This is a genomic window from Bradyrhizobium sp. SUTN9-2, from assembly GCF_003122645.1.
Taxonomy (GTDB): domain Bacteria; phylum Pseudomonadota; class Alphaproteobacteria; order Rhizobiales; family Xanthobacteraceae; genus Bradyrhizobium; species Bradyrhizobium yuanmingense.
This window is the reverse complement of record NZ_LAXE01000001.1, coordinates 5,072,873-5,096,649: the sequence shown is the minus strand read 5'-3', so window position 1 is coordinate 5,096,649 and position 23,777 is coordinate 5,072,873. Positions and strand designations below refer to the sequence as shown.

At 65.1% G+C, this 23,777-nt stretch carries 22 protein-coding genes and 1 pseudogene; 13 read left to right on the top strand and 10 right to left on the bottom strand.

The annotated features are described in order from the left end of the window. Nucleotides 1–246: 246 nt before the first annotated feature. A complete protein-coding gene (locus tag XF30_RS23635; protein ID WP_109143993.1) occupies nt 247–1,212 on the top strand; it encodes a tripartite tricarboxylate transporter substrate-binding protein in 966 nt (321 codons plus the stop codon). 135 nt (nt 1,213–1,347) lie between these two features. On the opposite strand, the gene XF30_RS23630 is transcribed toward XF30_RS23635, so the two are convergent. The 3 genes from XF30_RS23630 to XF30_RS23625 all read right to left on the bottom strand — a co-directional run bounded on the left by XF30_RS23630 (nt 1,348) and on the right by XF30_RS23625 (nt 3,910). After that, on the bottom strand, nt 1,348–3,207 hold the full coding sequence (locus XF30_RS23630) for an ABC-F family ATP-binding cassette domain-containing protein (protein ID WP_109143992.1): 1,860 nt from the start codon (nt 3,205–3,207) through the stop codon (nt 1,348–1,350). A gap of 46 nt (nt 3,208–3,253) precedes the next feature. Further along, nucleotides 3,254–3,427 carry a hypothetical protein gene (locus XF30_RS38640; RefSeq protein WP_167361656.1) on the bottom strand — a complete coding sequence of 58 codons (174 nt, stop codon included), beginning with the start codon at nt 3,425–3,427 and terminating at the stop codon, nt 3,254–3,256. Nucleotides 3,428–3,640: 213 nt separating this feature from the next. After that, nucleotides 3,641–3,910, bottom strand: a complete 270-nt coding sequence (locus tag XF30_RS23625; protein ID WP_109143991.1) for a sulfur globule protein precursor — start codon at nt 3,908–3,910, stop codon at nt 3,641–3,643. Between the two features lie 305 nt (nt 3,911–4,215). Here XF30_RS23625 and ndk point away from each other — a divergent pair, with 305 nt between their 5' ends. The 4 genes from ndk (at nt 4,216) to XF30_RS23605 (ending at nt 9,464) form a co-directional block, all read left to right on the top strand. Beyond that, a complete protein-coding gene (ndk, locus tag XF30_RS23620; RefSeq protein ID WP_036000620.1) occupies nt 4,216–4,638 on the top strand; it encodes a nucleoside-diphosphate kinase in 423 nt (140 codons plus the stop codon). Nucleotides 4,639–4,679: 41 nt separating this feature from the next. Then, nucleotides 4,680–5,540, top strand: a complete 861-nt coding sequence (locus XF30_RS23615) for a TerC family protein (RefSeq protein WP_109143990.1) — start codon at nt 4,680–4,682, stop codon at nt 5,538–5,540. Nucleotides 5,541–5,885: 345 nt separating this feature from the next. After that, nucleotides 5,886–8,222, top strand: a complete 2,337-nt coding sequence (locus XF30_RS23610; RefSeq protein ID WP_502696137.1) for a TonB-dependent receptor — start codon at nt 5,886–5,888, stop codon at nt 8,220–8,222. 117 nt (nt 8,223–8,339) lie between these two features. Next, the gene (locus XF30_RS23605) at nt 8,340–9,464 is read left to right on the top strand and encodes a PepSY-associated TM helix domain-containing protein (RefSeq protein WP_109143988.1); all 1,125 of its coding nucleotides are present in this window, start codon (nt 8,340–8,342) and stop codon (nt 9,462–9,464) included. A 4-nt stretch (nt 9,465–9,468) separates the two neighbouring features. Here the strand turns inward: XF30_RS23605 and ppx are convergent, their stop codons facing one another. The 4 genes from ppx to XF30_RS23585 all read right to left on the bottom strand — a co-directional run bounded on the left by ppx (nt 9,469) and on the right by XF30_RS23585 (nt 14,635). After that, complete coding sequence (gene ppx / locus XF30_RS23600; RefSeq protein ID WP_109143987.1) at nt 9,469–10,971, bottom strand: exopolyphosphatase; 1,503 nt, start codon at nt 10,969–10,971, stop codon at nt 9,469–9,471. 15 nt (nt 10,972–10,986) lie between these two features. Then, on the bottom strand, nt 10,987–13,176 hold the full coding sequence (locus tag XF30_RS23595) for an RNA degradosome polyphosphate kinase (RefSeq protein WP_036000566.1): 2,190 nt from the start codon (nt 13,174–13,176) through the stop codon (nt 10,987–10,989). 146 nt (nt 13,177–13,322) lie between these two features. Then, nucleotides 13,323–14,000 (bottom strand): P-loop NTPase family protein, encoded by a 678-nt coding sequence (locus XF30_RS23590; RefSeq protein ID WP_109145831.1) that lies wholly within the window; start codon nt 13,998–14,000, stop codon nt 13,323–13,325. A 92-nt stretch (nt 14,001–14,092) separates the two neighbouring features. After that, complete coding sequence (locus XF30_RS23585; RefSeq protein WP_025035876.1) at nt 14,093–14,635, bottom strand: CDP-alcohol phosphatidyltransferase family protein; 543 nt, start codon at nt 14,633–14,635, stop codon at nt 14,093–14,095. Nucleotides 14,636–14,791: 156 nt separating this feature from the next. On the opposite strand from XF30_RS23585, the gene purM reads away from it, so the two are divergent. Together purM and purN are read left to right on the top strand one after the other, a co-directional pair. Next, nucleotides 14,792–15,865: a phosphoribosylformylglycinamidine cyclo-ligase gene (gene purM / locus XF30_RS23580; protein ID WP_109143986.1), complete on the top strand. Its 1,074-nt coding sequence runs from the start codon at nt 14,792–14,794 to the stop codon at nt 15,863–15,865. 14 nt (nt 15,866–15,879) lie between these two features. Beyond that, the gene (purN, locus tag XF30_RS23575) at nt 15,880–16,533 is read left to right on the top strand and encodes a phosphoribosylglycinamide formyltransferase (RefSeq protein ID WP_192893437.1); all 654 of its coding nucleotides are present in this window, start codon (nt 15,880–15,882) and stop codon (nt 16,531–16,533) included. Between the two features lie 299 nt (nt 16,534–16,832). On the opposite strand, the gene XF30_RS23570 is transcribed toward purN, so the two are convergent. Beyond that, on the bottom strand, nt 16,833–17,039 hold the full coding sequence (locus XF30_RS23570; RefSeq protein ID WP_027576280.1) for a cold-shock protein: 207 nt from the start codon (nt 17,037–17,039) through the stop codon (nt 16,833–16,835). A gap of 379 nt (nt 17,040–17,418) precedes the next feature. Between XF30_RS23570 and XF30_RS23560 the strand changes: the two genes are divergently transcribed. After that, complete coding sequence (locus tag XF30_RS23560) at nt 17,419–18,585, top strand: autotransporter outer membrane beta-barrel domain-containing protein (protein WP_109143985.1); 1,167 nt, start codon at nt 17,419–17,421, stop codon at nt 18,583–18,585. A 17-nt stretch (nt 18,586–18,602) separates the two neighbouring features. Here the strand turns inward: XF30_RS23560 and XF30_RS23555 are convergent, their stop codons facing one another. After that, nucleotides 18,603–19,643, bottom strand: a complete 1,041-nt coding sequence (locus tag XF30_RS23555; protein ID WP_036000552.1) for a LysR family transcriptional regulator — start codon at nt 19,641–19,643, stop codon at nt 18,603–18,605. Between the two features lie 68 nt (nt 19,644–19,711). On the opposite strand from XF30_RS23555, the gene XF30_RS23550 reads away from it, so the two are divergent. The 5 genes from XF30_RS23550 (at nt 19,712) to XF30_RS23535 (ending at nt 23,305) form a co-directional block, all read left to right on the top strand. Continuing rightward, nucleotides 19,712–20,329, top strand: a complete 618-nt coding sequence (locus tag XF30_RS23550) for a hypothetical protein (RefSeq protein WP_192893231.1) — start codon at nt 19,712–19,714, stop codon at nt 20,327–20,329. Further along, complete coding sequence (locus XF30_RS23545) at nt 20,316–20,936, top strand: GNAT family N-acetyltransferase (protein WP_036000546.1); 621 nt, start codon at nt 20,316–20,318, stop codon at nt 20,934–20,936. The genes XF30_RS23550 and XF30_RS23545 overlap by 14 nt, the downstream gene beginning before the upstream one ends. Nucleotides 20,937–20,961: 25 nt before the next feature. Further along, the gene (locus XF30_RS23540; protein WP_109143983.1) at nt 20,962–21,525 is read left to right on the top strand and encodes an isochorismatase family protein; all 564 of its coding nucleotides are present in this window, start codon (nt 20,962–20,964) and stop codon (nt 21,523–21,525) included. 30 nt (nt 21,526–21,555) lie between these two features. Next, the gene (locus tag XF30_RS38635; RefSeq protein WP_167361657.1) at nt 21,556–21,726 is read left to right on the top strand and encodes a hypothetical protein; all 171 of its coding nucleotides are present in this window, start codon (nt 21,556–21,558) and stop codon (nt 21,724–21,726) included. A gap of 196 nt (nt 21,727–21,922) precedes the next feature. Beyond that, nucleotides 21,923–23,305: an aspartate aminotransferase family protein gene (locus XF30_RS23535; RefSeq protein ID WP_109143982.1), complete on the top strand. Its 1,383-nt coding sequence runs from the start codon at nt 21,923–21,925 to the stop codon at nt 23,303–23,305. A 125-nt stretch (nt 23,306–23,430) separates the two neighbouring features. Here the strand turns inward: XF30_RS23535 and XF30_RS39475 are convergent. After that, nucleotides 23,431–23,777, bottom strand: a pseudogene (locus tag XF30_RS39475) (ribonuclease D); the annotation flags it as partial.

Sequence of the window (23,777 nt, the reverse complement as noted above, 5' to 3'; positions counted from 1 at the left end):
CCGGAGAGTTCATGCGCAGCGAACAGCCAAAAGCGTGACAGCTCAGGATCTCGTCGCGCATTAGCGCACCGCCTGATCAATTGCCGGCTGCTTGCCACGGGCCCGGTCGCAGTCGCTCAGATATCCGTCTGCGTTGGTGGCCCGACCATAATCGTGATCGCAACACTCCTGCTGACGTCGCTTTCGTGATGGCCGCGCGCCCCGGAATGCGCTTTGATGGCGCAAACAACAATCCGGAGGAAACTAATGCGGTTCATAGCCCTCGTATCGGCTCTGCTCGTGTCGTCTGGCGCGGCGTTCGCCCAGGACTATCCGACCCGGCCCATCACCATGCTGGTTCCATTCGCCGCGGGCGGGCCGACCGACACCATCGCGCGCCTGACCGCGGCCGGCATGGCGAAATCGCTGGGACAGCAGGTCATCGTCGAGAACGCGACCGGTGCCGGCGGCACCATCGGCACGACCCGCGCTGCGCGCGCCCAGCCGGACGGCTACACGCTGCTGATCCATCACGTCGGCATCTCGACCGCGGCGACGCTCTACCGCAACCTCAGCTACGACACCAAGACGGCCTTTGCGCCGATCGGGCTCGTGACCAACGCGCCGATGACCATCATTGCGCGGCCCGATTTCCCGGCCAACACGCTCAAGGAGCTCGTCGCCTACGCCCAGCAGCAGGGCGACAAGCTGACCTACGCCAACGCCGGCCTGGGTGCGGCCTCCCATCTGTGCGGCATGCTGTTCATGACCGCGATCCAGAAGCAGCTCACCACGGTGCCCTACAAGGGCAACGGCCCGATCATGAACGACCTGCTCGGCAAGCAGATCGATCTCACCTGCGACCAGGCGACGAACACGACCGGGCCGATCACGGCCAAGCAGGTCAAGGCCTACGCGATCACCACCAAGGAGCGGCTGAAGAGCCTGCCCGATCTGCCGACGGCCGACGAGGCCGGCCTGAAGGGTTTCGAGCTCGGTATTGGGCACGGCATCTATGCGCCCAAGGGCACGCCGCCGGCGGTCGTTCAGAAGCTGACGGCGGCGCTGCAGACCGCGCTCAAGGATCCCGCGCTGATCGCCCGGTTCAACGACATCAACACCGAGCCGGTCCCGCAGGACAAGGCGACACCGGAGGCGTTGGGCGCGATGCTGACCAGCGAGATCGACCGCTGGGCGCCGATCATCAAGGCCGCCGGGCAATACGCGGATTGAGGCTGGGGCGTCCCGCTGGGCTTGAAGGCCGAGCGGGCAAAAAGCAACTCCTTCAAAGGCTAGTTCGCCGGTGCCATCATGCCGGTACTGTGCATGGGGTTGTTTTGCACGTTTGGTTGGAGTGCGGTGGAGACGTTAGCCCGCCGCCTCGTCGAACTGCGCGCTCGCCTCGAGCCATTGGTCCTCGGCGCGTGCTAGCGCGTCGGCGGCATTGGCACGCGCCTTGGACAGCTGCGCCGCCTGCTTGGGATCGCGCGTGAAAATGTCGGGCAGGGCCAGCGCCGTGTCGATCTTGGCGATGATCTCGCTCACGCGGGCGATCTCGGCCTCGGCTTCCGCGATGCGCTTCTTCAAGCCTCCGCGATTGTCCGCTTTCGGCCGCTGCGGCTTCTCAGGCGGCGCACTGCGCTCGCCCGGGGCTTCCGCGTTGCGCGTGGACAGCACCAGGCGGCGATACTCGTCGAGGTCGCCGTCGTAATTGGTCACGGTGCGATCGGCCACGATCCAGAGCCGATCGGCGCAGGCCTCGATCAGGTAGCGGTCGTGCGAGACCATGATCACCGCGCCGGGAAACTCGTTGATCGCTTCCGCGAGCGCGCCGCGGCTGTCGATGTCGAGATGGTTGGTCGGCTCGTCCAGGATGATCATGTTGGGGCCGAAGAAAGTCGCAAGCCCCAGCAGCAGGCGCGCCTTCTCGCCGCCTGACAATTTGCCGGCCTTGGTGTCGGCCGCCTTGCCGGAGAAGCCGATCGCGCCGGCGCGGGCGCGCACCTTGGCTTCGGGCGCATCGCCCATCAGCTTGCGGACGTGGTCGTAGGCGGAGGCGTCCTCGTTGAGCTCGTCGAGCTGGTGCTGCGCGAAATAGGCGATCGACAGCTTGTCGGCGCGCGTCACCTTGCCCGAGAACGGCGCGAGCCGTCCCGCGAGCAGTTTTACAAGCGTCGACTTGCCGTTGCCGTTGGCGCCGAGCAGCGCGATGCGGTCGTCGTTGTCGATGCGCAAGGTGACGCGGCCCAGCACCGGGCTCGCCGGGTCGTAGCCGACCGAGGCGTTGTCGACGGCGATGATCGGCGGCGACAAGATCTTCTCCGGTGCCGGGAAGCTGATCTCGCGCACGTCCTCGGTGACCAGCGCCGTGATCGGCTTCAGCCGCTCCAGCATCTTGACGCGCGACTGTGCCTGCCGGGCTTTCGAGGCCTTGGCCTTGAAGCGATCGACGAAGGACTGCAGGCGGGCGCGCTCGGCCTCCTGGCGCTTGACCGCCTTGGCGTCGAGCAGCTCGCGCGCGGCGCGCTGCTCTTCAAACGAGGAGTAGCTGCCCTTGTAGAGCGTGAGCTTGCCGCGCTCGAGGTGCAGGATCTGGTCGACCGAGCTTTCCAGGAGGTCGCGGTCGTGGCTGATCACGATCACCGTGCGCGGATAATGCGCAAGGTGATCCTCCAGCCACAGCGTGCCTTCGAGGTCGAGATAATTGGTGGGCTCGTCGAGCAGCAGAAGGTCGGGCGCCGCGAACAGCGTTGCGGCGAGCGCGACGCGCATGCGCCAGCCACCGGAGAACTCGGCGCAGGGGCGGAGCTGATCAGCGGCGGAGAAGCCGAGGCCGGAGAGAATCGCAGCCGCGCGGCTCGGCGCCGAGTGCGCGTCGATGTCGACGAGGCGGGTCTGGATCTCGGCGATGCGGTGCGGATCGGTCGCGTGCTCGGCTTCATTGAGCAGCGCGTCGCGCTCGAGGTCGGCCTTGAGCACGACCGAGATCAGGCTTTCGGGGCCGTTCGGCGCTTCCTGCGCGAGGCTGCCGATGCGCCAGCGCGGCGGCAGGGTCACCGAGCCGTGCTCGGCCGCGAGCTCGCCGCGGATCACCTTGAACAGCGTCGACTTGCCGGTGCCGTTGCGTCCGACCAGGCCGACGCGCGATCCGGGCGTGATCTGCACGGAACTCTGGTCGATCAGAAGGCGTCCGGCGAGGCGGATGGAGAGGTCGGTGATGGCGAGCATGCGGCCTTGTCACCGCAAGGCGCGGCGAACGCAACTCGTTTTTGCGTTAGTGCGTCTCGCGTTCGCGCCGCTGCAGCTCGTTCAGGAGCTGCTCGAGATGGGTCGGAAGGCGCGGCTCGGGCCGGAGGCTCTGCTGCAGCCGTTCGCCCACGGCATCGCAAATCGAGCGGCTGGTGCGCCGGTCGATCTGTTCGCTGTCATTGGCAAAAAGCCCAGCCATCGCAAGGTTCCGTGTTCTCGAAGTAAAGACACGGTACCAAGTCATTGCCGGCGAAATGGTTTCGCTGGCTTTGGGGAAAGCCGGGTATTCTCGTAAAAATTGTATGAGCGGCGCTTTGTACGCTCAAGGCAAAGCCCCGGCGAGGGGGGCGCCGGGGCTTCTCTTGGAAGGTACCTGGGGGGCTTAGGTAGCCTTCGGAAGGTGCTGACGGATTCAGTAGCAGCGGTTGATCAGCCGCCAGCGGGGTCCCCAGGGGGTCGGGACCAGCCGGCGCACATAGCAGCCGCCATAACCGTAGGAGACGGGACCGCCGGCGTAGAAGCGCGGTCCGCCCCAGCCATGGCCGTGGTGATGGTGCGCGTGCCCGTGGTGCCGGCCACCGCCATGCCCGCCGCCTTGCCAATGAGCGGAGGCCGAGGTCGGCGCCAGCGCAGCTCCCAGCGCGACCGCGGCGACGGCGGCAAGCGAAAGTTTCCTCAACATGGTTATCTCCTGAAGACTGCCAGCGCGGGGCTATCGCGCCGATGGAAAGGCCGCCGAAACGGTCCGCCTGAGGTCAGGCTTCGGTTTCGATGGGCCCAACCTTACGCCGGGGAAGCTGAACCGGATCCTGACGGCGGTTTCAGATTGGGTTCATCTGGGTGAAATTGTTGTCATCCAGCGGATCTGGAGCCATCCCCTCGCGGAAACCGCCTATGAGGCTGTTCCGCGGTCGCTTGCCGTCCGGCAAAGGCGCCGATATAAGCCCCGCAACCCCGAACCCCCGCTTTCTCCCCAAGGACAAGATCATGGCCATCGAACGCACTTTCTCGATCATCAAGCCCGACGCGACCGAGCGTAATCTGACCGGCGCAGTCAACGCCGTGATCGAGAAGGCGGGCCTGCGCATCGTCGCGCAGAAGCGCATCCGCATGACCAAGGAGCAGGCCGAGACCTTCTATGCCGTCCACAAGGCGCGCCCCTTCTTCGGCGAGCTCGTCGAATTCATGACCTCCGGCCCGGTCGTGGTTCAGGTCCTGGAAGGCGAGGGCGCGATCGCCAAGTACCGCGAGGTGATGGGCGCGACCGATCCGTCCAAGGCTGCCGAGGGCACCGTGCGTAAGCTCTACGCCAAGTCGATCGGCGAGAACTCGGTGCACGGTTCGGATGCGCCGGAGACCGCCGCGATCGAGATCGCGCAGTTCTTCTCGGGTAACGAGATCGTCGGCTGATCTGGTCCGCAGGTTAGAGGCGACGCGCGAAGGGACTCATTGTGGACTGGCTCTGGCAGATCTTCGATCCCGCTACGATCGGGAGCTTCTTTACCCAGTTCCGCAACGAGATGGCCGCACCGACTTTCTGGATCGCGGTCGGCAAGATCATCTGGATCAACATCCTGCTCTCCGGCGACAACGCGCTGGTGATTGCGCTCGCGTGCCGCGGTCTGTCGCCGCGGCATCGGCTCTGGGGCATGATCTTCGGCGCCGGCGCAGCGGTGATGCTCCGGATCATCTTCACCGGCATCGTCGCCACCCTGATGGAGCTGCCGTACCTCAAGCTGGTCGGCGGCCTTGCGCTGATCGTGATCGCGGCAAAGCTCCTGGTGCCGGAGAACGAGGACGAGAACGACGTCGACGCTGCCGCGCATCTGTGGCACGCCATCCAGATCGTCGTGGTGGCCGACATCGTCATGAGTCTCGATAACGTCATTGCTGTCGCTGCCGCGGCCAATGGCAGCGTGCCGCTGCTGATCCTCGGCCTTACCATCAGCGTGCCGCTGATCGTCGCCGGCGCCGCGCTGATCATGGCACTGCTCACAAAGCTCCCGGTGCTGGTCTGGGCCGGTGCGGCGCTGCTCGGCTGGATCGCGGGCGAGGTGATGGCGACCGATCCCGGGGTCACGCCGCGGCTGCATGCGCTGTTCGAGGGGCCGTTCGGCGCCTCGCTGGACGGCGTGCTCGGCGCCCTTCGCGTTCCCCCGCAATTCGGCCATGGCGGGGCCGGCGGTGAGTATTTCTGTGCTGTGATCGGAGTCGTCGTCGTGCTGGTGGTCGGCACCATCTGGCGCCGGCGCAGTCTCACCGCGGCTGCCCTCGAATCCTCCGAACGGCACGCCAAGGCCTCCACGGAGTGACGTTGAAGCGCTGATCGGTGCGGCCGCCCCTCCAGCGATGAGAGGCGTCCACATCACTGAGGCGCTTCCCGCGTTGGCAGGACGCGAGCGATCACCGGCCACGGGTTCGGCCGAATCCTCCCATCATTGCATTCGTATGACCGGCGCGCATCACGCTTCGCGAAAGCTCGCGTCGCGCGCGCGTGCGCGCGGGCGTTGCGTGGAGAGTGGTCGTTCGCAACCGTCACGCGATTTAGACCTTGTCTTATTATAAACTACGGAGATTCATGGGTGCTTTCGTTGACTCGACGAGGGTTCCCACGGCACCTCGCCCCGACGTTCATGTTCATGAAATCGGAAGGTGCGATGTCGTCGAAAGTGTTTTGTCGTCCTGTTGCCGTTCTTGCCGCTCGCATCAAGACGCTTCTGACGTGCGCCAGCCCGAGAGCCTTCACGGTTTCCGTGGTCTCCATTGCCTTGTGCAGCGACGGCGTCCTGCACGCCAGCAGCGCGCAGAGCGCTGCGCCCCAGGCCGTGGGGGGAAGCACGTTGCCGGCGGTGACCGTCACCGCAGACGCGCCGAAGCCGCGCGCGCGTCCACGAGCCAATCCAGTCAGGAGGGCGGGCCGCGGCGCGCCCGCGAACGAGCGGGCTAAATTGCAGGCGGAAGCGACCCCGACGGCTGCGAGGCCCGGTGCACTGCCGCGGACTTACGCAGGCGGGCAGGTGGCACGTGGAGGCCAGGTCGGTTTGCTCGGCAACAAGGATTTCATGGATACGCCCTTCAACATCACAAGCTACACGGCGAAGAAGATCGAAGATCAACAGGCCGTCACCGTCGCCGACGTCGTCAGCAACGATCCCTCGGTCCGTTTCACCGGCCAGACCGGCGGCATTCTCGATTCCTTCTTCATCCGCGGCTTTCCGATCGGGGAAGGCAATGTCGGGGAAATCGCCTTCCACGGCGTCTATGGCGTTGCACCGAACTACCGCGTGTTCACCGATTACGTCGAGCGCATCGAGATCGTCAAAGGACCGACCGCGCTGCTCTACGGGATGGCGCCGAACAGCAGTGTCGGCGGCACCATCAACATCGTTCCGAAGCGTGCCGGGGATGTCGATCTCACGCGGGTCACGACTGACTACGCGTCAAACACCCAGCTCGGCACGCATCTCGACGTCAGCCGGCGGTTCGGCGAGAACCGCGAATTCGGCATTCGCGTCAATGGCAGCTATCACAACGGCGATACGCCGTTGGACAATCAGTCCCGCGAGGCGCATGTCGGCTCCGCAGCGTTCGATTATCGCGGCGAGAAGTTCAGGGCCTCGCTCGATTTCATCGATCAGGAGGAAAAGTTCGACGCGCCGACGAGACCGTTCCTGGTCGCAACCGGCGTCGCCGTTCCGACCGCGCCGGTCGGACGGCGCAACGTCACGCAATCCTGGGAATTTGCCAAGGTTCACGACAACTCGCTTCTGGCGCGCGCCGAATACGACGTGACTGACGCAGTGACGGTGTTCGCCAATGTCGGCGGCGGCAGGACCCAGGTCGACCGTCTGTTCGGGACGCCGACGATCCTGAACGCGGCTGGCAACACCACATCGACGCCGGGACGGGCGAAATTCGACATCGAGAGGAACGTGGCCGACGCCGGCGTGCGGGCCCGGATCGAGACCGGCGCGATCAGCCATGCCGTGAGCTTGCAGGGCAGCTACTACATGGACGAGGTTGCGCGCGGCTTGGTGAACGGCACGCCGGTGCTGTCCAACATCTATGCGCCGATCGCCCGTCCCCAGCAGTTCGTTGCGGCTCCCGCGACCGTGCCGCGGCTGTCGGACACCGAGCTGACCGGCATTGCGCTGGCCGACACCATGTCGGTTCTCCAGGAGCGGCTTCAGCTGACGGTCGGCGTCAGGCAGCAGGGCGTCAGGTCGAACAACTACAACACCACCACGGGCGCCGTGAGCTCGGCCTACGACCAGACGGCGTTCACACCGATGGTCGGCGTGGTCGTCAAGCCCTGGAGCAACGTTTCGCTCTACGCCAACTATATCGAAGGGCTCAGCAAGGGCGATACCGCACCGACGACGGCGGCGAATCAAGGCGAGGTCCTTGCGCCGTATCTGAGCAAGCAGAAGGAAGCAGGCGTCAAGGTCGATTTCGGCACGCTCGCGACCACGATCAGCCTGTTCGAGATCACCAAGCCGTCGGGGCAGACGGGTGCCGGCAACGTCTTCCGGGCTGATCAGGAGCAGCGCAATCGCGGCGTGGAATTCACGGTGTTCGGAGAAGTGCAACGGGGCATTCGCGTTCTTGGCGGCGTGACGTTGATCGACGCGGAGCTGACGAAGACGACCACGCTGGCCAATTTCGGCAAGACGCCGATCGGAGTGCCCGAGGTGCAGGCCAATCTGTCCGCCGAATGGGACACCCCGTTCGCACCGGGGCTGACATTGGTCGCCAACACCATCTATACCGGGCACCAATATCTGAATGGGGCAAACACGCAGGTTGTTCCGGCCTGGACGAGGCTCGATCTGGGCGCGCGCTACACCACGCGCATCAACAACCGGCCAGTGACGGTTCGGGCCCTGGTCCAGAATGTGTTCGACACCAACTACTGGGCTGGCGTCGCGAGCTTCTCTGCGCTAGCGCAAGGCTCGCCCCGAACCCTGCTCTTGTCGATGTCGACCGACTTCTGAGCTTTGGCCTCCTCGGGCCGGCTGCGGAGCTGGATCAGGCGCAGACGACGGGTGCTCTGAATGGACCAAACAATCAGGGCGCCACGTCGAGGCGGCTCGGCGCCCGCCCGATCCAGGATGATGCCCGGACGCGTGCAGCGCGCGCTGCTGTGGGTGCACCGTTGGTTCGGATTGATCGGCGGCATCGTCGTGGTGCTGATCGGCTTGACTGGAAGCTTCATCGTCTTCTACCGGGAGATCGATGTCGCCCTGAATCCGGCGCTCTATGCGCCCGCCGGTCCGGAGCAGAGCGTCACGTTAGCGGAGGTGATGCACGCCGCCGCGGCAGCGGATCCCGCGCCGATCGCGACGATCCTGGCGCCAGACCGGACCTGGCCGGTCTGGATCGTGATCCATTCGCACGAGACCACGCCAGGCAGCTACCCGAACCGGTGGACGACTATGGTCGATCCTTCCAACGGCAAGGTGCTCGGGCGGCGTGACTACGCCAACGCGTTCGCGCTCAAGGTTTACCGTCTCCATTTCACGCTGCTGCTCTACGAGTTCTGGGGCAAGGAACTGGTCGGCGTGGCCGGGTTCGTGCTGCTCGGCTTGGCGGTCTCGGGTCTCTTCCTTTGGTGGCCGAAGCCGGGGCGATTTTGGCGATCGATCTCGGTGCGCAAGAACGTCTCGCTGCTTCGATTTGTTCTGGACCTTCACGGTGCGGCAGGCTTTTGGGCGCTGGCCGTGCTCTTGTTGATCTCGATCACCGGCGTCGGCATCGTTTTTCCCGACCTGGTGCGGCCCATCGTCGGCCTCGTGTCGCAGCCGACGCCTGATCGCTCGCCGCGAGTCGAAATGCCGCCTCCGGCAGGGACGCCGGTGCTCTCACCTGACGCGATCATGCGACGCGCGCAAGAGGTCAAGCCCGGTGCGACGGTCGCCATGCTCAATCCGCCGACCGCAACGCGCAACACCTGGCGGGTGCAATTCCGTCCTGATGGAGCTGATCCCGCGGTGCGGTCGCGTGGAGCGATCTGGCTCGATCCGTGGAGCGGCGCTGTGGTGCACGACCGCACGCCGGGCACCATGTCGATGGGGGATCGCTATCTGGCCGAGCAGCTCTGGCTCCACAATGGCGCGACGTTCGGATTCGCAGGACGCCTACTGGTGTTCGCGGCCGGCTTCGCACCGCTAGTCCTCTTCGTCAGCGGCGCGATGATGTGGCTCAAGAGACGGCCCGGGAGGATGAGGCCCGGCTGAGAGGTCAGCGCCTGACGATTGAACCGGCGCGGCCAACCAGGCGGGCGAGCTGACGGAAGCGGCTGCCGACGCGGTCGGCGACGAGGTCGCCGAGCCGGTGCTCGAACACCAGCATCAATTTGCGGCCCTGGCTGCGGAAATGCGTGGCTGGCAGGACGCCGGGACGTGCGGCCGAGATCAGATGCGCGACGCGGAACGCAGCGCCCAGGAGGCGCGCGCGTTCGAGCTGGGCCGGCGTCAGCAGCTCCTGCATGGTGACCGGCGGCTGGTTTTCCTCGCTGAGGCCGGCATAGCGATAGAACACCGACAGGCCGACGAAGGCGCGTTCGGTGTGGGTGATCGCGCCGAAATTGCCGTTGACGACGAGGCTGAGCGTCTGCTCGCCGCGATGATCGGGATGCACGCGCCAGCCGATGTCGGAGAGCAGGCACGCGGTGTGGCGGAGGCGGCGGTCCACTTCCGTCTCGCGCAGCTTGACGACGCGCACCAAGCGGTCGGTCCAGGCAATCAGCTCGCGCGCGTGCCTGGCCGAACGCGACAGCAGCTGGTTCAGCTCCTCCGCCGCGCAGATCAGCCCGTCCTTGTTGCGTTCGGTCTCGGGCAGCTTCTCGTGCAGCAGGCCCTCGCGCACGCCGAAGGTGGAGAACACGATGTTCTTTGGCTTCGCGACGCGGATGATGTGCTCGAGCACCAGCGCCGCATAGGTGAGGAGAGGGCGCCGCGCATCGGCGACGATCTCGATGTCGGCAAGCATGTCGGCGGCGGCGAGGCGCCGCAGGCGGCGCGAGAAGTCGAGCGCCTCGGCAGCCGGAATGGAATAGCCGTGCATCACCTGGAGCGGATAGCCGCTCTGGATGATGTGGATGCGCGCGAGCGCGCGCCAGGTGCCGCCGACGGCATAGAAGGTGCGACCGCGGCCGGCAGTGAGTAACTGGACCCCGTCGATCTCCTCGCGCACGATGCGGTCGGCGCGCTTGAGCGATTTGTGGGCGAGGTCCTGCAGTGCGAGGCCGCCGAGCGGCAGCGTCACGCCGCTGCGTACGGCGTTCCTGCGCACGTCGATCAGCTCGAGCGAGCCGCCGCCGAGGTCGCCGACGATGCCGTCTGGATGGTGGATGCCGGAGATCACGCCGAGCGCGGACAGTCGTGCTTCGCGCGAGCCCGACAGGATCTCGATCTTCACCGTGCAGATCCGCTCGGCCCTGGCGATGAAATCAGGGCCGTTGGAGGCGTCGCGGCATGCGGCGGTCGCGATCGCGAACACGCGTCCGACCTTCATCACCCGGCACAGCGCGCGAAACCGTTTCAGCGAGGTCAGCGCCTTGTCGATGGCGTCGGGCGCGAGCAGGCCCGTGCTCTGCACCTCGCGCCCGAGGCCGCACAGCGTCTTCTCGTTGAAGATCGGGATCAGGCTGCGCGCCAGCGCCTCGTAGACGACGAGGCGGACCGAGTTGGAGCCTATGTCGATAACCGCGACGCTCGAGCCGCGCTTGCGCGGCCGCTTCACGTCGCAAACCCCCGATCAGGATTGATGACGTTCGTTCCGGCGCGTGAGACGACGCGGCGAGGATTCCTTGAGCGACTTTCCACGGCCAGACAGACTCGGATTCGTCATGAAGTAGTTGTGGACGTTGAAAGGCTCCTCGCCCTTCGCGGTCTTCATACGCGTTGAAGACCCATCCGGCAACAACTGCCAGCTCTGCTCATTGTCCTTCAGGTTCGCGACCATGATCTGTTCGAGAACCTGCTGATGCACCGTCGGATTTTGCAGCGGACACAGCACCTCGACGCGGCGGTCGAGGTTGCGCGGCATCATGTCGGCGGACGAGATATACACAGCCGCTTTCGCGCTCGGCAGTCCCTGGCCCATGCCGAAGCAGTAGATTCGGCCATGTTCCAGGAAGCGGCCGATGATCGACTTGACGCGGATGTTCTCCGACAGACCGGGAATGCCGGGCCTAAGGCAGCAGATGCCGCGCACCACGAGCTCGACCTGGACACCGGCCTGCGAGGCCTCGTAGAGCGCGTCGATGATATCAGGATCGACCAGCGCGTTCATCTTCATCCAGACCGCGCCGGGACGGCCATGCCGCGCATGTGCGGTCTCGCCCTGGATGTGCTCGATGATGCGCTTGCGCAAGGTCAGCGGCGACACCGCCATCTTTTCCAGATCGCTCGGCGCGGCATAGCCGGTGATGAAATTGAACACGCGCGCGGCATCGCGGCCGATCGTCGGGTCCGAGGTGAAGTAGGAGAGATCGGTGTAGATGCGCGCGGTGACCGGGTGATAATTGCCGGTGCCGGTATGGACGTAGGTCGTCAGGCTGCCGCCCTCGCGGCGCACCACCATCGAGAGCTTCGCGTGCGTCTTCAATTCGAGGAAGCCGTAGACGACCTGCACGCCGGCGCGTTCGAGATCGCGTGCCCAGCGGATGTTGGCTTCTTCGTCGAACCGCGCTTTCAGCTCGATCAGCGCGGTGACTGATTTGCCGGCTTCGGCCGCTTCGGCCAGCGCGCGCACGATCGGTGAATTGTTGGAGGTGCGGTAGAGCGTCTGCTTGATCGCAACGACGTCGGGGTCGCGCGTGGCCTGCTGCAGGAATTGCACCACCACGTCGAACGACTCGTAGGGATGGTGGACGATCAGGTCCTTCTGCCGGATCGCGGCGAAGATGTCGCCGCCATGCTCGCGCACGCGTTCGGGGTGGCGCGGCACGTAAGGGGTGAATTCGAGGTCGGGCCGGTCGAGGCGGGTGAGCTGCGAGAGCTCGTTCATCGCCTGCACGCCGTCGACCAGGAAGATCTCGTCGTCGGCGGCGGAGAGCGCGTGCTGCACGAAGCTGCGCAGCTGCTCCGGCATCTTGGCGTCGATCTCGAGCCGGATCACCGATCCGCGGCGGCGGCGCTTCAGTGCGGTCTCGAACAGGCGGACGAGATCTTCGGCCTCCTCCTCGATTTCGAGCTCGGAGTCGCGGATGATCCGGAAGGCGCCTTGGCCGTGCAGATTGTAGCCGGGGAACAGGCGGTTGATGAACAGGGCGGTGGCCTGCTCCAGCGAGATCAGGCGCACCGTGCCATCCGCCGGCAGGCGGATGAAGCGGTCGATCTTGCCGGGCATGCGGATCAGCGCGTTCATCTGCTTGCCGTCGGCAGCGCGCGTGAGCTGCAGTGCGATGGTGAAGCCGAGGCTCGGAATGAACGGGAAAGGGTGGGCCGGATCGATCGCCAGCGGGGTCAGGAGAGGGAACACGTTGTGGAGGAAGTAGTCCTCGATCCAGGTTCGTTCCGCCTTTGTGACGTCCTTGCCGTCGACCAGCACGATGCCGACCTCGGCCAACGTGGCGCGCAGGTCGCGCCAGATCGCCTGCTGGTCGGAAGCGAGCTGGGAGACGGTGCGGTTGATCAGCGCGAGCTGTTCGGACGGCGTCAGGCCGTCGGGGCTGCGCTCGGCGATGCCCTCGCGGACTTGGGCCTTGATGCCGGCGACGCGAACCATGAAGAACTCGTCGAGGTTATTGGCCGAAATCGACAGGAATCGCACCCGCTCCAGCACGGGGTGGCTGGGATTGACTGATTCCTCCAGGACGCGGCGATTGAAATGCAGCCAGGACAGCTCGCGATTGATGAACCGCTCGGGACTGGACGCGATCGCCGGAAGGCTCTCGGTTTCCGGGGCTTTCTCTTTCGTTTCAACAGCTTGCGCAGAGTCCATCAGAAGTCGGTCCATCCAGTTCACCCCAATTGCGACTCAAGCGCAAAAATCGGCGGGAGCATGTGTTAGAGCGATGACGTTTCGATGACATTGATGTTCCGCCCCTGCGCCGCGTCAAGCGGACTTCGGGGAGGCCTGCGAGCCTGTCAGGCGTCCCGGAGCAGCTCGGCGGCCAGCGCCCGGGTGACGGGACGGCCGAGCCGTAGGGCTTCGCTGTCGAGCAGCTCGACGGCCCGCCGGGCGGCAGCCGAGGACCGCTCCAGGCGCGTCGCGAGGTAGCCGACCACGCTCTCGTCCACATTGAGCTGGCGGTCGGCGCAGAACTTGACGATGAGGCCGCGGAACAGCTGGTCGTCGGGCGGCAGCAGCGTGACCGCCGGAACGGCCCGCAGGCGCGAGCGCAGGTCGCGAAGCTCGATCGGAAGCGCGGCCGGCGCCTCGCGGCCGGTGAACAGGACGTAGGCGCCGTCCTCGCGGGCGAGGTTCATCAGGTGAAACAGGGCACGCTCGTCGAAGTCCCCAGCCTTGAGATCCTCGACCACCAGCGCGCCGGTGGCGAGCGCGCCGGGCACGTCCGTCGCGGTCAGCGCATTGGCGGTGGTCGAGCGGGCGCCGGCTTCCTCGGCCCAGATCGCGGCGAGATGGCTCTTGCCGCTTCCTTCCGGGCCCGTCAGCCACATGATCCGGTTCGGCCATTCCGGCCAGCCGTCGATGAGGCCGAGACCGGCCGCATTGGCGGGGCCTTCGAGGAAGTTGTCCCGGCTGAGGCTCTCCGCATGCGGAAGCGCAAACGCCAATTGTCGGGGATGAACGCGGCCTGCCACGCTTGCTCTGCTCCATGCCGGCGCGCCGGCCCGCTTGTAGAGATTCGACTTGATGGTGCGGGACTTGGCCTTTTGCTGGGCTGCTTCCCCGCTCATTTGGCCTCGATCGTGCTCATGTGCCGCAGCCACTCGACGAGATAGAGCGACACGGAGGAGAGCGTGAAGACCGTGACGAGACCCATCAGGATGATATCATAAGGCGCGGGCTTGAAGCCGAAGGCAAGCGCCGCCAGCACCAAAGCTGCGAATGCCACTTGTGCCACCGTGTTGAGCTTGGAGACTTTCGACGGCTTCATCTCGACCGGCCGGTCGAACAACCAGGACACGATCACGGCGGCGACAATCATGATGTCGCGCGAGACCACCAGGATCACGATCCAGCGCGGGATCGCGCCCCAGATGCCGAGCGCCATGTAGATCGAGACCAGCAGCGCCTTGTCGGCGAGCGGATCGAGCAGGGCGCCGAGCTCGCTCGTCATGTTGAAGCGCTTGGCCAAAAAGCCGTCCACGGCATCGCTGATGCCGGCGATCAGGAAGACGGCGAACGCCACCTCCATTTGGCTCGACACGATGGCCCAGACGATGATCGGGACCAGCATGATGCGGCCCAAGGTAATGATATTCGGAATACTCACGAAAGCGCTTCCCGGCACCGGTTCTGACCTCAAATCCGGCCCGTTGCAGGCTGAACCGGTTGATATGTCTACATAGTATAGCGGGGAGCGCCATGCGAGCCATTGCGCGTCCCCGGAATTCAACGTAACCAGCCGCAAACCCACTGGAAATCGGGCATGACCGACCGCAAAAACGGCCTCACTTACGCCGATTCAGGCGTCGATATCGACGCGGGCAACCGCCTGGTCGACCTGATCAAGCCGATGGTGCGCGCCACCGCGCGCCCAGGCGCCGATGCCGAGATCGGCGGCTTCGGCGGCCTGTTCGACCTCAAGGCGGCCGGCTTCAAGGATCCGGTCCTCGTGGCCGCGACCGACGGTGTCGGCACCAAGGTCAAGATCGCGATCGAGACCGGCCTGCATGGCGGCATCGGCATCGACCTCGTCGCCATGAGCGTCAACGACCTCGTGGTCCAGGGCGCCGAGCCGCTGTTTTTCCTGGACTATTTCGCCTGCGGCAAGCTCGATCCGGAGGCCACGGCCGCCATCGTCGCGGGCGTTGCGGAGGGATGCCGCGAATCCGGCTGCGCTTTGATCGGCGGGGAGACTGCCGAAATGCCCGGCCTCTACAAGGACGGCGACTACGATCTCGGCGGCTTTGCCGTCGGCGCCGCCGAGCGCGGTACGTTGTTGCCGCGCAAGGACATCGCCTCGGGCGATGCCGTGATCGGTCTCGCTTCGTCCGGCGTGCATTCCAACGGCTTCTCGCTGGTCCGCAAGATCGTCGAGCAGTCGGGCCTCGGCTTCGAGGCGCAGGCGCCGTTCGCGCCGGTGATGACACTCGGCGGCGCGCTGCTGACGCCGACCAGGCTGTACGTGAAATCCTGCCTGCGCGCGATCCGCGAGACCGGGGCGGTGAAGGGGCTCGCCCACATCACCGGCGGCGGCTTCACCGACAACATCCCGCGCGTGCTGCCGAAGCATCTCGGTGTCGGCATCGACCTGGCACGCCTGCCGGTGCTGCCGGTGTTCAAATGGCTGGCGGCCCAAGCCGGCATCGCCGAGCTGGAAATGCTGCGCACCTTCAATTGCGGCATCGGCATGATCGCGATCGTCGAGCCCGACAAGGTCGACAAGGTCGTCGAAGTCTTCACCGACGCCGGCGAGACCGTGGCGCAGCTCGGCACCGTGATTCCGGCCGAGGGCGAGCACCGCGTCGTCTATAACGGCCACCTCGACATGGCGCTATAATGACTGGCGCCGTGATGAAGCGCCGCGTCGCCATCCTGATTTCCGGGCGCGGCTCCAACATGGCTGCGCTGATCAGGGCAGCCGCCGCCGCGGATTTCCCGGCGGAGATCTCGCTCGTCATCTCTAACAAGGCGGATGCGCCCGGCCTCGAACGCGCCCGGGCGAGCGGCGTGACCACCGAGGTGATCGAAAGCAAGCCGTTCGGCAAGGACCGCGCCGGCTTCGAGACGGTGCTGCAGGCCGCGCTCGACAAGCACGGCATCGAGCTGATTTGTCTCGGCGGCTTCATGCGCCTGTTCACGGCCGAGTTCACCAAGGCCTGGTACGGGCGGATGCTCAACATCCATCCCTCGCTGCTGCCATCGTTCCCCGGCCTCGACCCGCACGGCCAGGCCCTGCGCGCCGGCGTCAAGCTCTCCGGCGCGACGGTGCACTTCGTCATTCCCGAGACCGATGCCGGCCCGATCGTGATGCAGGGCGCGGTTCCCGTCAGCGACCACGATACCGCGGAGACGCTGTCCGAGCGCATCCTCGAAGTCGAGCACCGCATCTATCCCGAGGCGCTGCGGCTGCTCGCGGCCGGCAAGGTCCGCATCGAGGGCGATGTCTGCAAGACGGCGGGAAGCGCAGCGTCGGAGAATTTTTTGGTATCGCCGGTGGTGAGTTAGACAGCTCGGGACTCAAGAGCCGTAGAGCAGTCGATCGACCAGTCTGCCGACTTGCCGGGGGTGATCGAACACACCCGCGAATGCCTCGTCGGGAAGGTCCGAGCCGAAAACATCGAACGGCGTGAGTGCCTTCTCGTCGCACGACGAAGCTGGGCGTTGGAGTTCGTCGGCCGTCGTCTCTGGTCGATTGGTGGTGATATTCGTTTCTCCAGCTACGCGCTGTTTTGCTGCAGTTCGAAACAAAATCCCCCGGCAGAGCCGGGGGCAACGTCATGATCGCTCGCATGCCGCGAGAGACATCAGGAAACCTTGAGGTTCTCCGCGGATGATTTGCCGCGGTTCTCCACGAGGTCGAATTCAACCACCTGGTTCTCGTTGAGGGTAGAGAGTCCGGCACGCTCGACGGCGGAGATGTGGACGAACACGTCCTTGTCGCTGCCATTCGGCTTGATGAACCCATAGCCCTTTGTCGGGTTGAACCATTTGACGGTGCCCTTTTGCGGCATCGCTCGTCTCCTCCACTAGATATAAAAACGACGCGGCCGCTTTTTCGCGTGCCACGCCACAAACGGGCTCCCGGAAGTCTGTTCGAGTCTTGAGGCGCAATGTCGCGAAACGCACAGCAAACGGCCAATTCCGATTGTGAACGTTATTGCAACATGAAATTCGCCGGCTAGCAAGCCGCGCGCGGATTTCAAGGGCAAGCCGGGTGCCTTCAAGCGCAATTTGCGAACTGTGGCAGCAGAACCACAATCGGTGCAATTGGCTCGGCCGTCATGAGCCGACCGGTTGACCCCTCGTGGCAGTTCGGCCCAAATCGCCGCAAGCGCCGCAGACCGTGTTGCATTTTTGCGCGCCGCCACTTCGCTTTCGGGATTCATCGTCATGCGCTGCGCCGCGCCGCTCTCCGGGACACGGCAGACGATCGGGTTGGACTGCGTCCGCCGGATCGTGGCTGCGCTCGCGATGGCGTTTGCCCTGGTCGTGACGATGGCGGCCGTGAGCCCCGGCTTCGCGCAAAGCACGCCCACGCCGACCCCGACGCCCACGCCGACACCCACGCCGTCACCGACCCCGATTCCGTCGCCGACCTCGACTAATCAAAATCAGTCAGCCGGCAACAGCATGCTCAATTTCGGCTCAGGCTTTCTGGAGCGGCTCGGCAATCAGGCCTCGAGCGGCGTCAGCCGGGCGTTCCGCACCAATCCGGGCGGCGGCGGCGCCTCGGTGGCTGCGGAAGATCCGCGCTACCGCACCTGGTTCGAGGGCTATGGCCTGTCGGTTCGCACCGAAGCGCAAGGCGACTTCGTCGGCGACAAGCGCAAGACCTTCGGCGGCGTTGCCGGCTTTGGCGCGCGGCTCGCACCCGGCGTCAACATCGGATTCTCCGTCGACCACAGCCACACCGACATCGACGTGCCGCTGGCGCTGCAATCCGCAACCCTCGATCTCACCCAGCTCGGCTTCAGCGGCTCAATCGACAAGGGCCCGTGGACCTGGGCCTTTGCCGTGGTGCACGGCTTCGGCAAGGTCCATTCCAGCCGCGATACCGGCCTTGGCCTTGCGACCGCGCGCTATCGCGCCGCCGTGGACGGCGCGCTGACCGAGATCAGCTATTACTGGACCAAGGACGAGATGCGCATCGTGCCCAAGGGCGCGCTGGAATATGTGCGCGCCACCAGCGCCGCGTTCCAGGAGACCGGCGGGCTCGATCCGCTCAACGTCGGCTCGTCGGCCCTCTCGCGCGCGCGCATCATGCTCGGGGCCGAGGTCGGCCGCTATTTCATCATCGACCAGAAGATCCTGGACCTCTCGGCCTACGGCAAGTTCGTCGACAATTTCCACCAGGACCTCGGATCCATCCAGGTCAGTCTGGGCGCCCAGAACGTCATCGTCCCCGGCATCGGCGAGAGCCGTTACGGCGCGGATGCCGGCGCCTCGGCTTCGCTCAGCCTGACCAACGTGGCGAGGCTCTACGTCAATTACGACGGCAAATTTCGCAACGAGCTCACCTCGCACCAGGGCACGCTCGGCTTCGAATACAAATGGTGAGCTGACGCTCGCCTGCGTTAAGTCGGCGCCGTCGCCACGTATCCCGCCAGGCCAAAGCCCTCGCGCGCCGCCGTCATCATCGGCACCAGCGCGTTCGGATGGATGAACTCGTCGCGGAAGCAGGGATAGGTCCTGGCATCGAAGATCTTCTTCAGCCAGTCGACCACGATCTTGTGCCGCTCGGAGCTGCGGAACTCCTTGTGATAGGTGAGCCAGAGATCGGCGTGATGGCTGACGCCGAGATCGACCGCAACGAGCGGCGCACCGAGCGCGATCGATACCGTCGGCAGGAAGCCGATGCCGGCGCCGCGCTCCACCGCGTAGAGCACGCCCACCGACGAATTGGTCTTGATCCCGACGATGCCTTCGAGCGACTTCAGCCCGAGCACGCGGGCATAGGCGCCGTCGTCGACCTGCGGCGCGCTCTGCTTGATGATGCGGTGATTGTTCAGTTCGGCGAGCGTTGCCGGCACGCCGTAGAGGCTTTCATACTCCTTGGAGACGAAGGGATAGATGTGGAGGCGGCCGAGCTTGGCGACGATCAGATCGGGATTGGTCGGCGGCTCGAGCTGGATCGCGATATCGGATTCGAGCCGCGCGACGTCGGCCTGCTCCATCGCGCAGCGCAGATCGACCGTGATCTTGCGGTACGTCTTCTGGAAGTCGATCAGCCGCGGCAGGATCCAGAAATTGCCGGGGCCTTCCGTCACCGCGACGCGAACGGTGCCCGAGGTGTCGTTCGAGGACCGCGCCGCGCGGCGGAAGACGTTGAAGGCATGACGCTCCATATGCGTGACGTCGGCGATCATCGCAGCGCCTTCGTCGCTGAGCGTCAGCCCGCTCTGGTCGCGCAGGAACAGCTTGCACCCAATGCTCTCCTCGAGCCGGTCGATGCGGCGCATCAGCGTGGTGGAGGTGAGGCCGAGCTCTTCGGCGGCATTCCGAAAACTTTTAAATTTTGCGCACGCTAAAAACAGCTTCAAATCATCCCAGGACGCGCCCAGGGCTTCTTCACGGTGCTGCATCATCGCAGCACCCCGGTGCAATAACTGCTGCATACTCCTGATCCCCAACCGCTAAGCTCGTCGTAGCGGGGCATGAAAGCCTCGAACGATAGAGGCGCGACATGAGTATGGAAAGGGGCACGTTTGCCGCAAGGCATGATTTCGATGCCTTGCCGCTGAGCCCGGACGTCGACGTCCGCTGTGCGCAATTTTCCGAAATTGGAGCGCTTTCGGAGATGGCGCACCGGCTGGTGCCGGGCGTGCAGATCGGGACGGCGGCGCTTGCCAAATATTACGTCTTCGATCCCCAGAGCATCCTGACATTTAGCCGCAAAGGCAAGCTCGTCGGCGGCATGGCCTTCCTGTTTCTCAATGACCGCGGACATGATGCGCTGCTGCTCGACGAGATTTGCCTCACAGCGCCCGAGACGCGTTATCTCGCATCGGCAGACGAAGACGTCGCTGCCATCTACATCTGGGCGATCGCGGCGACGGGCCGCGGCATCGCCGGTCTCGGTAAGGCCGCGGCTCATCTGCGGCAGATAAGGTTTCGCGGTGCGGATTGCTATGCGCAGCCGTCAACGGTGGCCGGACGCGACATCATGAAGGCGACAGGCTTTGCGCCCGTCCCGAGCTTCCAACCCGACCTTTGGTGCTACGAGCGGCCCTGGCATCGACAGCCGATGCGCATGCCGGGAGCGATCATCCAATCAAGGAGCTTTGCAGATGCACGGTACTAGGATTCCAGTCGCCAAGCCCTGTTCCCGCGCCATCACCATCCGCCTCGCGCGCGACCCAAGCGATCTCATGCTGGTGACCGCCATCCGCTCGGCGGTCTACCTCGCCGAGCAGGATTGTCCGTTCGAGGAGGAGTTCGACGGCAACGACATGGTCGCGGCGCATTTCATCGGCTTCGTCGGCAACGAGCCTGCGGGCTGCCTGCGGGTGCGCTTCTTCGGCGATTTCGCCAAGGTGGAGCGGCTTGCGGTGCGTCACCAATATCGGCGCTCGCGCGTCTCGTTCAAGCTGGTGCAGGCCAGTGTCGATTATGTGAAGCGCAAGGGCTTTCGCAAGATCTACGGCCAGGCGCAGGACCGGCTGGTCGATTTCTGGGCCCATTTCGGCGCCAAGCCGCTCGGTCACAACCGCAAGATCACGTTCTCGGATTTCTCCTACACGGAGATGCTGCTGGAGATCGAGCCGGGCCCGGATGCCATCACGCTGGATAGCGATCCCTATGTGATTATTCGTCCCGAGGGCGATTGGGACCGTCCTGGCGTGCTCGATGCCTCGGCCGGGCGGGCGGTGACCTCGCCGCTGCGGGACCTCGCGCTCGCCGACCGCTGAAACAGGTGCAGCTGCGCGCAACTCGATGCTGGTTTCAATGCACGATGATCCGCCGATCCTGGTCTGTGCGGATCTTCAGGTCGAGTACCTGACTCCCGGCCGCCGTCACGTTATCCGCGACGGCGATGCGACGGCGGCGCGCTGCCTGGAACTCCTGACGCTGTGGCGCAGCAATCTATGGCCGGTGATGCATCTGAAGCGCATCGCGCAGGCGGCCTGGTTCAATCCGTCATCCAGGCTGACCGATTGGATCGCGGAGACCAGGCCACAACCGGGCGAGATGACGTTCGAGCACCCGCTGCCGTCCGCCTACAGCTCGTCGCGGTTTGGCGGCCACATGTCCGCTATCCGCACCACACGCTGCATCCTGATCGGCTTTTCCCTGGACGAGACCATCCTGGCCACTGCCGTCGAGGGGTTTCACCGCAGTCATCGCTACCATGTGATCACCGACGCGGTGGCTTGCCGGCAGCCGGGCACGGACGATGCCGCGGCCTACCGGCATGCGGTAGTGGATGTCATTGCGAATTTTGCTACAATCCAGTCCAGCGCCGAACTGATCAGAACCAGCGGCGCCGTTGCGGTGTAGGCGGCCGCGGCCGGTCGATGGGGTTGAGAATTGTCGCGGGGAGACGAGCTCAAGGAGCTGGCGAGCGATCTGTCGCATGCCGCCGAGAAGGCGCGCAGGCTTGGGCTGCCTACCACGGTCTACTTGCTCTCGATGGCGCTGATGGAGGTGAGGGAAGCCGTTTCCGCCACCGACGAAGTGGACGACGACGGCGCGGCGTGAGAGCTGCCCAGCCCGATTCTGCGATCCGCGGTCCTGTCATGTGCGGCTTTGTGCATCGCTGCTGAGCGCTTGCCGCCGACGAATTGGCATTGCAAGTTTTGCGTCGTGGCAATAGCCAAGTACTTGAGACAAGTACTCGCCATCGAGTGATGACGCCGGCCCGCCGGCGGCGTGACGCTTTTAGGGATCATCGCAAATGTCCATGCTGCCCAATTCGCAAGAGGCCCGGGATGTGGCCTATCAGCTCCATCCCTACACCAATGCGCGCACGCATCAGCAGGCCGGTCCGCTGGTGATCGAGCGCGGCGAGGGGCCTTACGTCTTCGACGCGTCGGGCAAGCGCTATTTCGAAGCCATGGCGGGCCTGTGGAGCGTCGGGCTCGGCTTCAACGAGAAGCGACTGGTCGAGGCGGCGCACAAGCAGATGCAGGCGCTGCCGTTCTACCATACGTTCTCCGCCAAATCGCACGGTCCCTCGATCGACCTCGCCGAGAAACTGGTCGCGCTCGCGCCGGTGCCCATGAGCAAGGTGTTCTTCACCAATTCCGGCTCGGAAGCGAACGACACCGTGTTGAAGCTGATCGCCTATCGCTCCAACGCGCTCGGCCAACCGCAGCGCAAGAAGGTGATCAGCCGCCTGCGTGCCTATCACGGCGTCACCATCGCATCCGCCAGCCTCACGGGCCTGCCGAACAACCATCGCTCGTTCGACCTGCCGCTGCCGAACATCCTGCATACGGGCTCGCCGCACTTCTACAAGGACGGCGCCCCCGGCGAGAGCGAGGAAGCCTTCGCCACGCGCCGGGCCGAGGAGCTCGACGCCCTGATCCAGAAGGAAGGGCCGGATACGATCGCGGCGTTCTTCGGCGAGCCGGTGATGGGGGCGGGCGGTGTCGTGGTGCCGCCGGCGACCTATTGGGACAAGATCCAGAAGGTCCTGAAGAAGTACGACATTCTCCTGGTCGCCGACGAGGTGATCTGCGGTTTCGGCCGCACTGGCAAGATGTTCGGCTGCGAGACCTACGGCATCAAGCCCGATGCGATCGTCGTCTCCAAGCAGATCACATCGAGCTATTTCCCGCTCTCGGCGATCATCCTGAACGACCGCATGTTCGAGCCGATCGCGGACGAGAGCAACAAGATCGGCGTGCTCGGCCACGGCTTCACCGCGGGCGGCCATCCGGTCGGCTCGGCGATTGCGCTGGAGAACCTCAAGATCATCGAGGAGCGCGGCCTCGTCGCACACGCGGCCGAGCTCGGTGGCTACATGCAGGGCCGCTTGCGTGAACTCGCCAGCCACCCGCTGGTCGGCGAGGTCCGCGGCGTCGGCATGATCGCCGCGCTCGAGCTCGTGCTCGACAAGGCGCGCAAGATCGCGGCGGCAACGCCGGGCGCCGTCGGCGGCATCGCCAGCCGCATGCTCCAGGAGCGCGGCGTGATCTCGCGCAACATGCTCGATGCCATCGCGATCTGCCCGCCGCTGATCACGACCAAGACCCAGATCGACGAACTGGTGGACGCGATCTCCGGCGTGCTGAACGACATGAAGAGCGAAGTGGCGAAGCTGACGCCGGCGTAAGGCACGTCGCTCTCACGTCGTCATTGCGAGCGCAGCGAAGCAATCCAGAATCCCTCCTCGGAGACAGTCTGGATTGCTTCGTCGCAAGAGCTCCTCGCAATGACGATCGAGTGAGCGGAGCGGCCCTACGCCCGCTGCACCCCGATCACGCGGCCTTTCTCGATCGCGAGCGCGAGCTCGCCGCGCTTGAGCTTCAGCGCGGCGTCGCCGAACAGCTCGCGGCGCCAACCGCGCAAGGCGGGCACGTCGGCCTCATCGTCCGCCGCGATCTCCTCTAAGTCGTCGACGGTCGCGATCACCTTGCTTGCGACTGCGTGGCGCTCGGCGGTCATCCGCAACAGCACCTTCAACAGCTCGACGATGGCGGCGCCGTTGGAATTGTTGCGCGGTTTCTCCAGCTTGGGCAGCTTCGAGAAGTCCCGCGCCAGCCCCCGCTCGACCGCGGCGATGATGTCCGCGCCCCATTTGGATT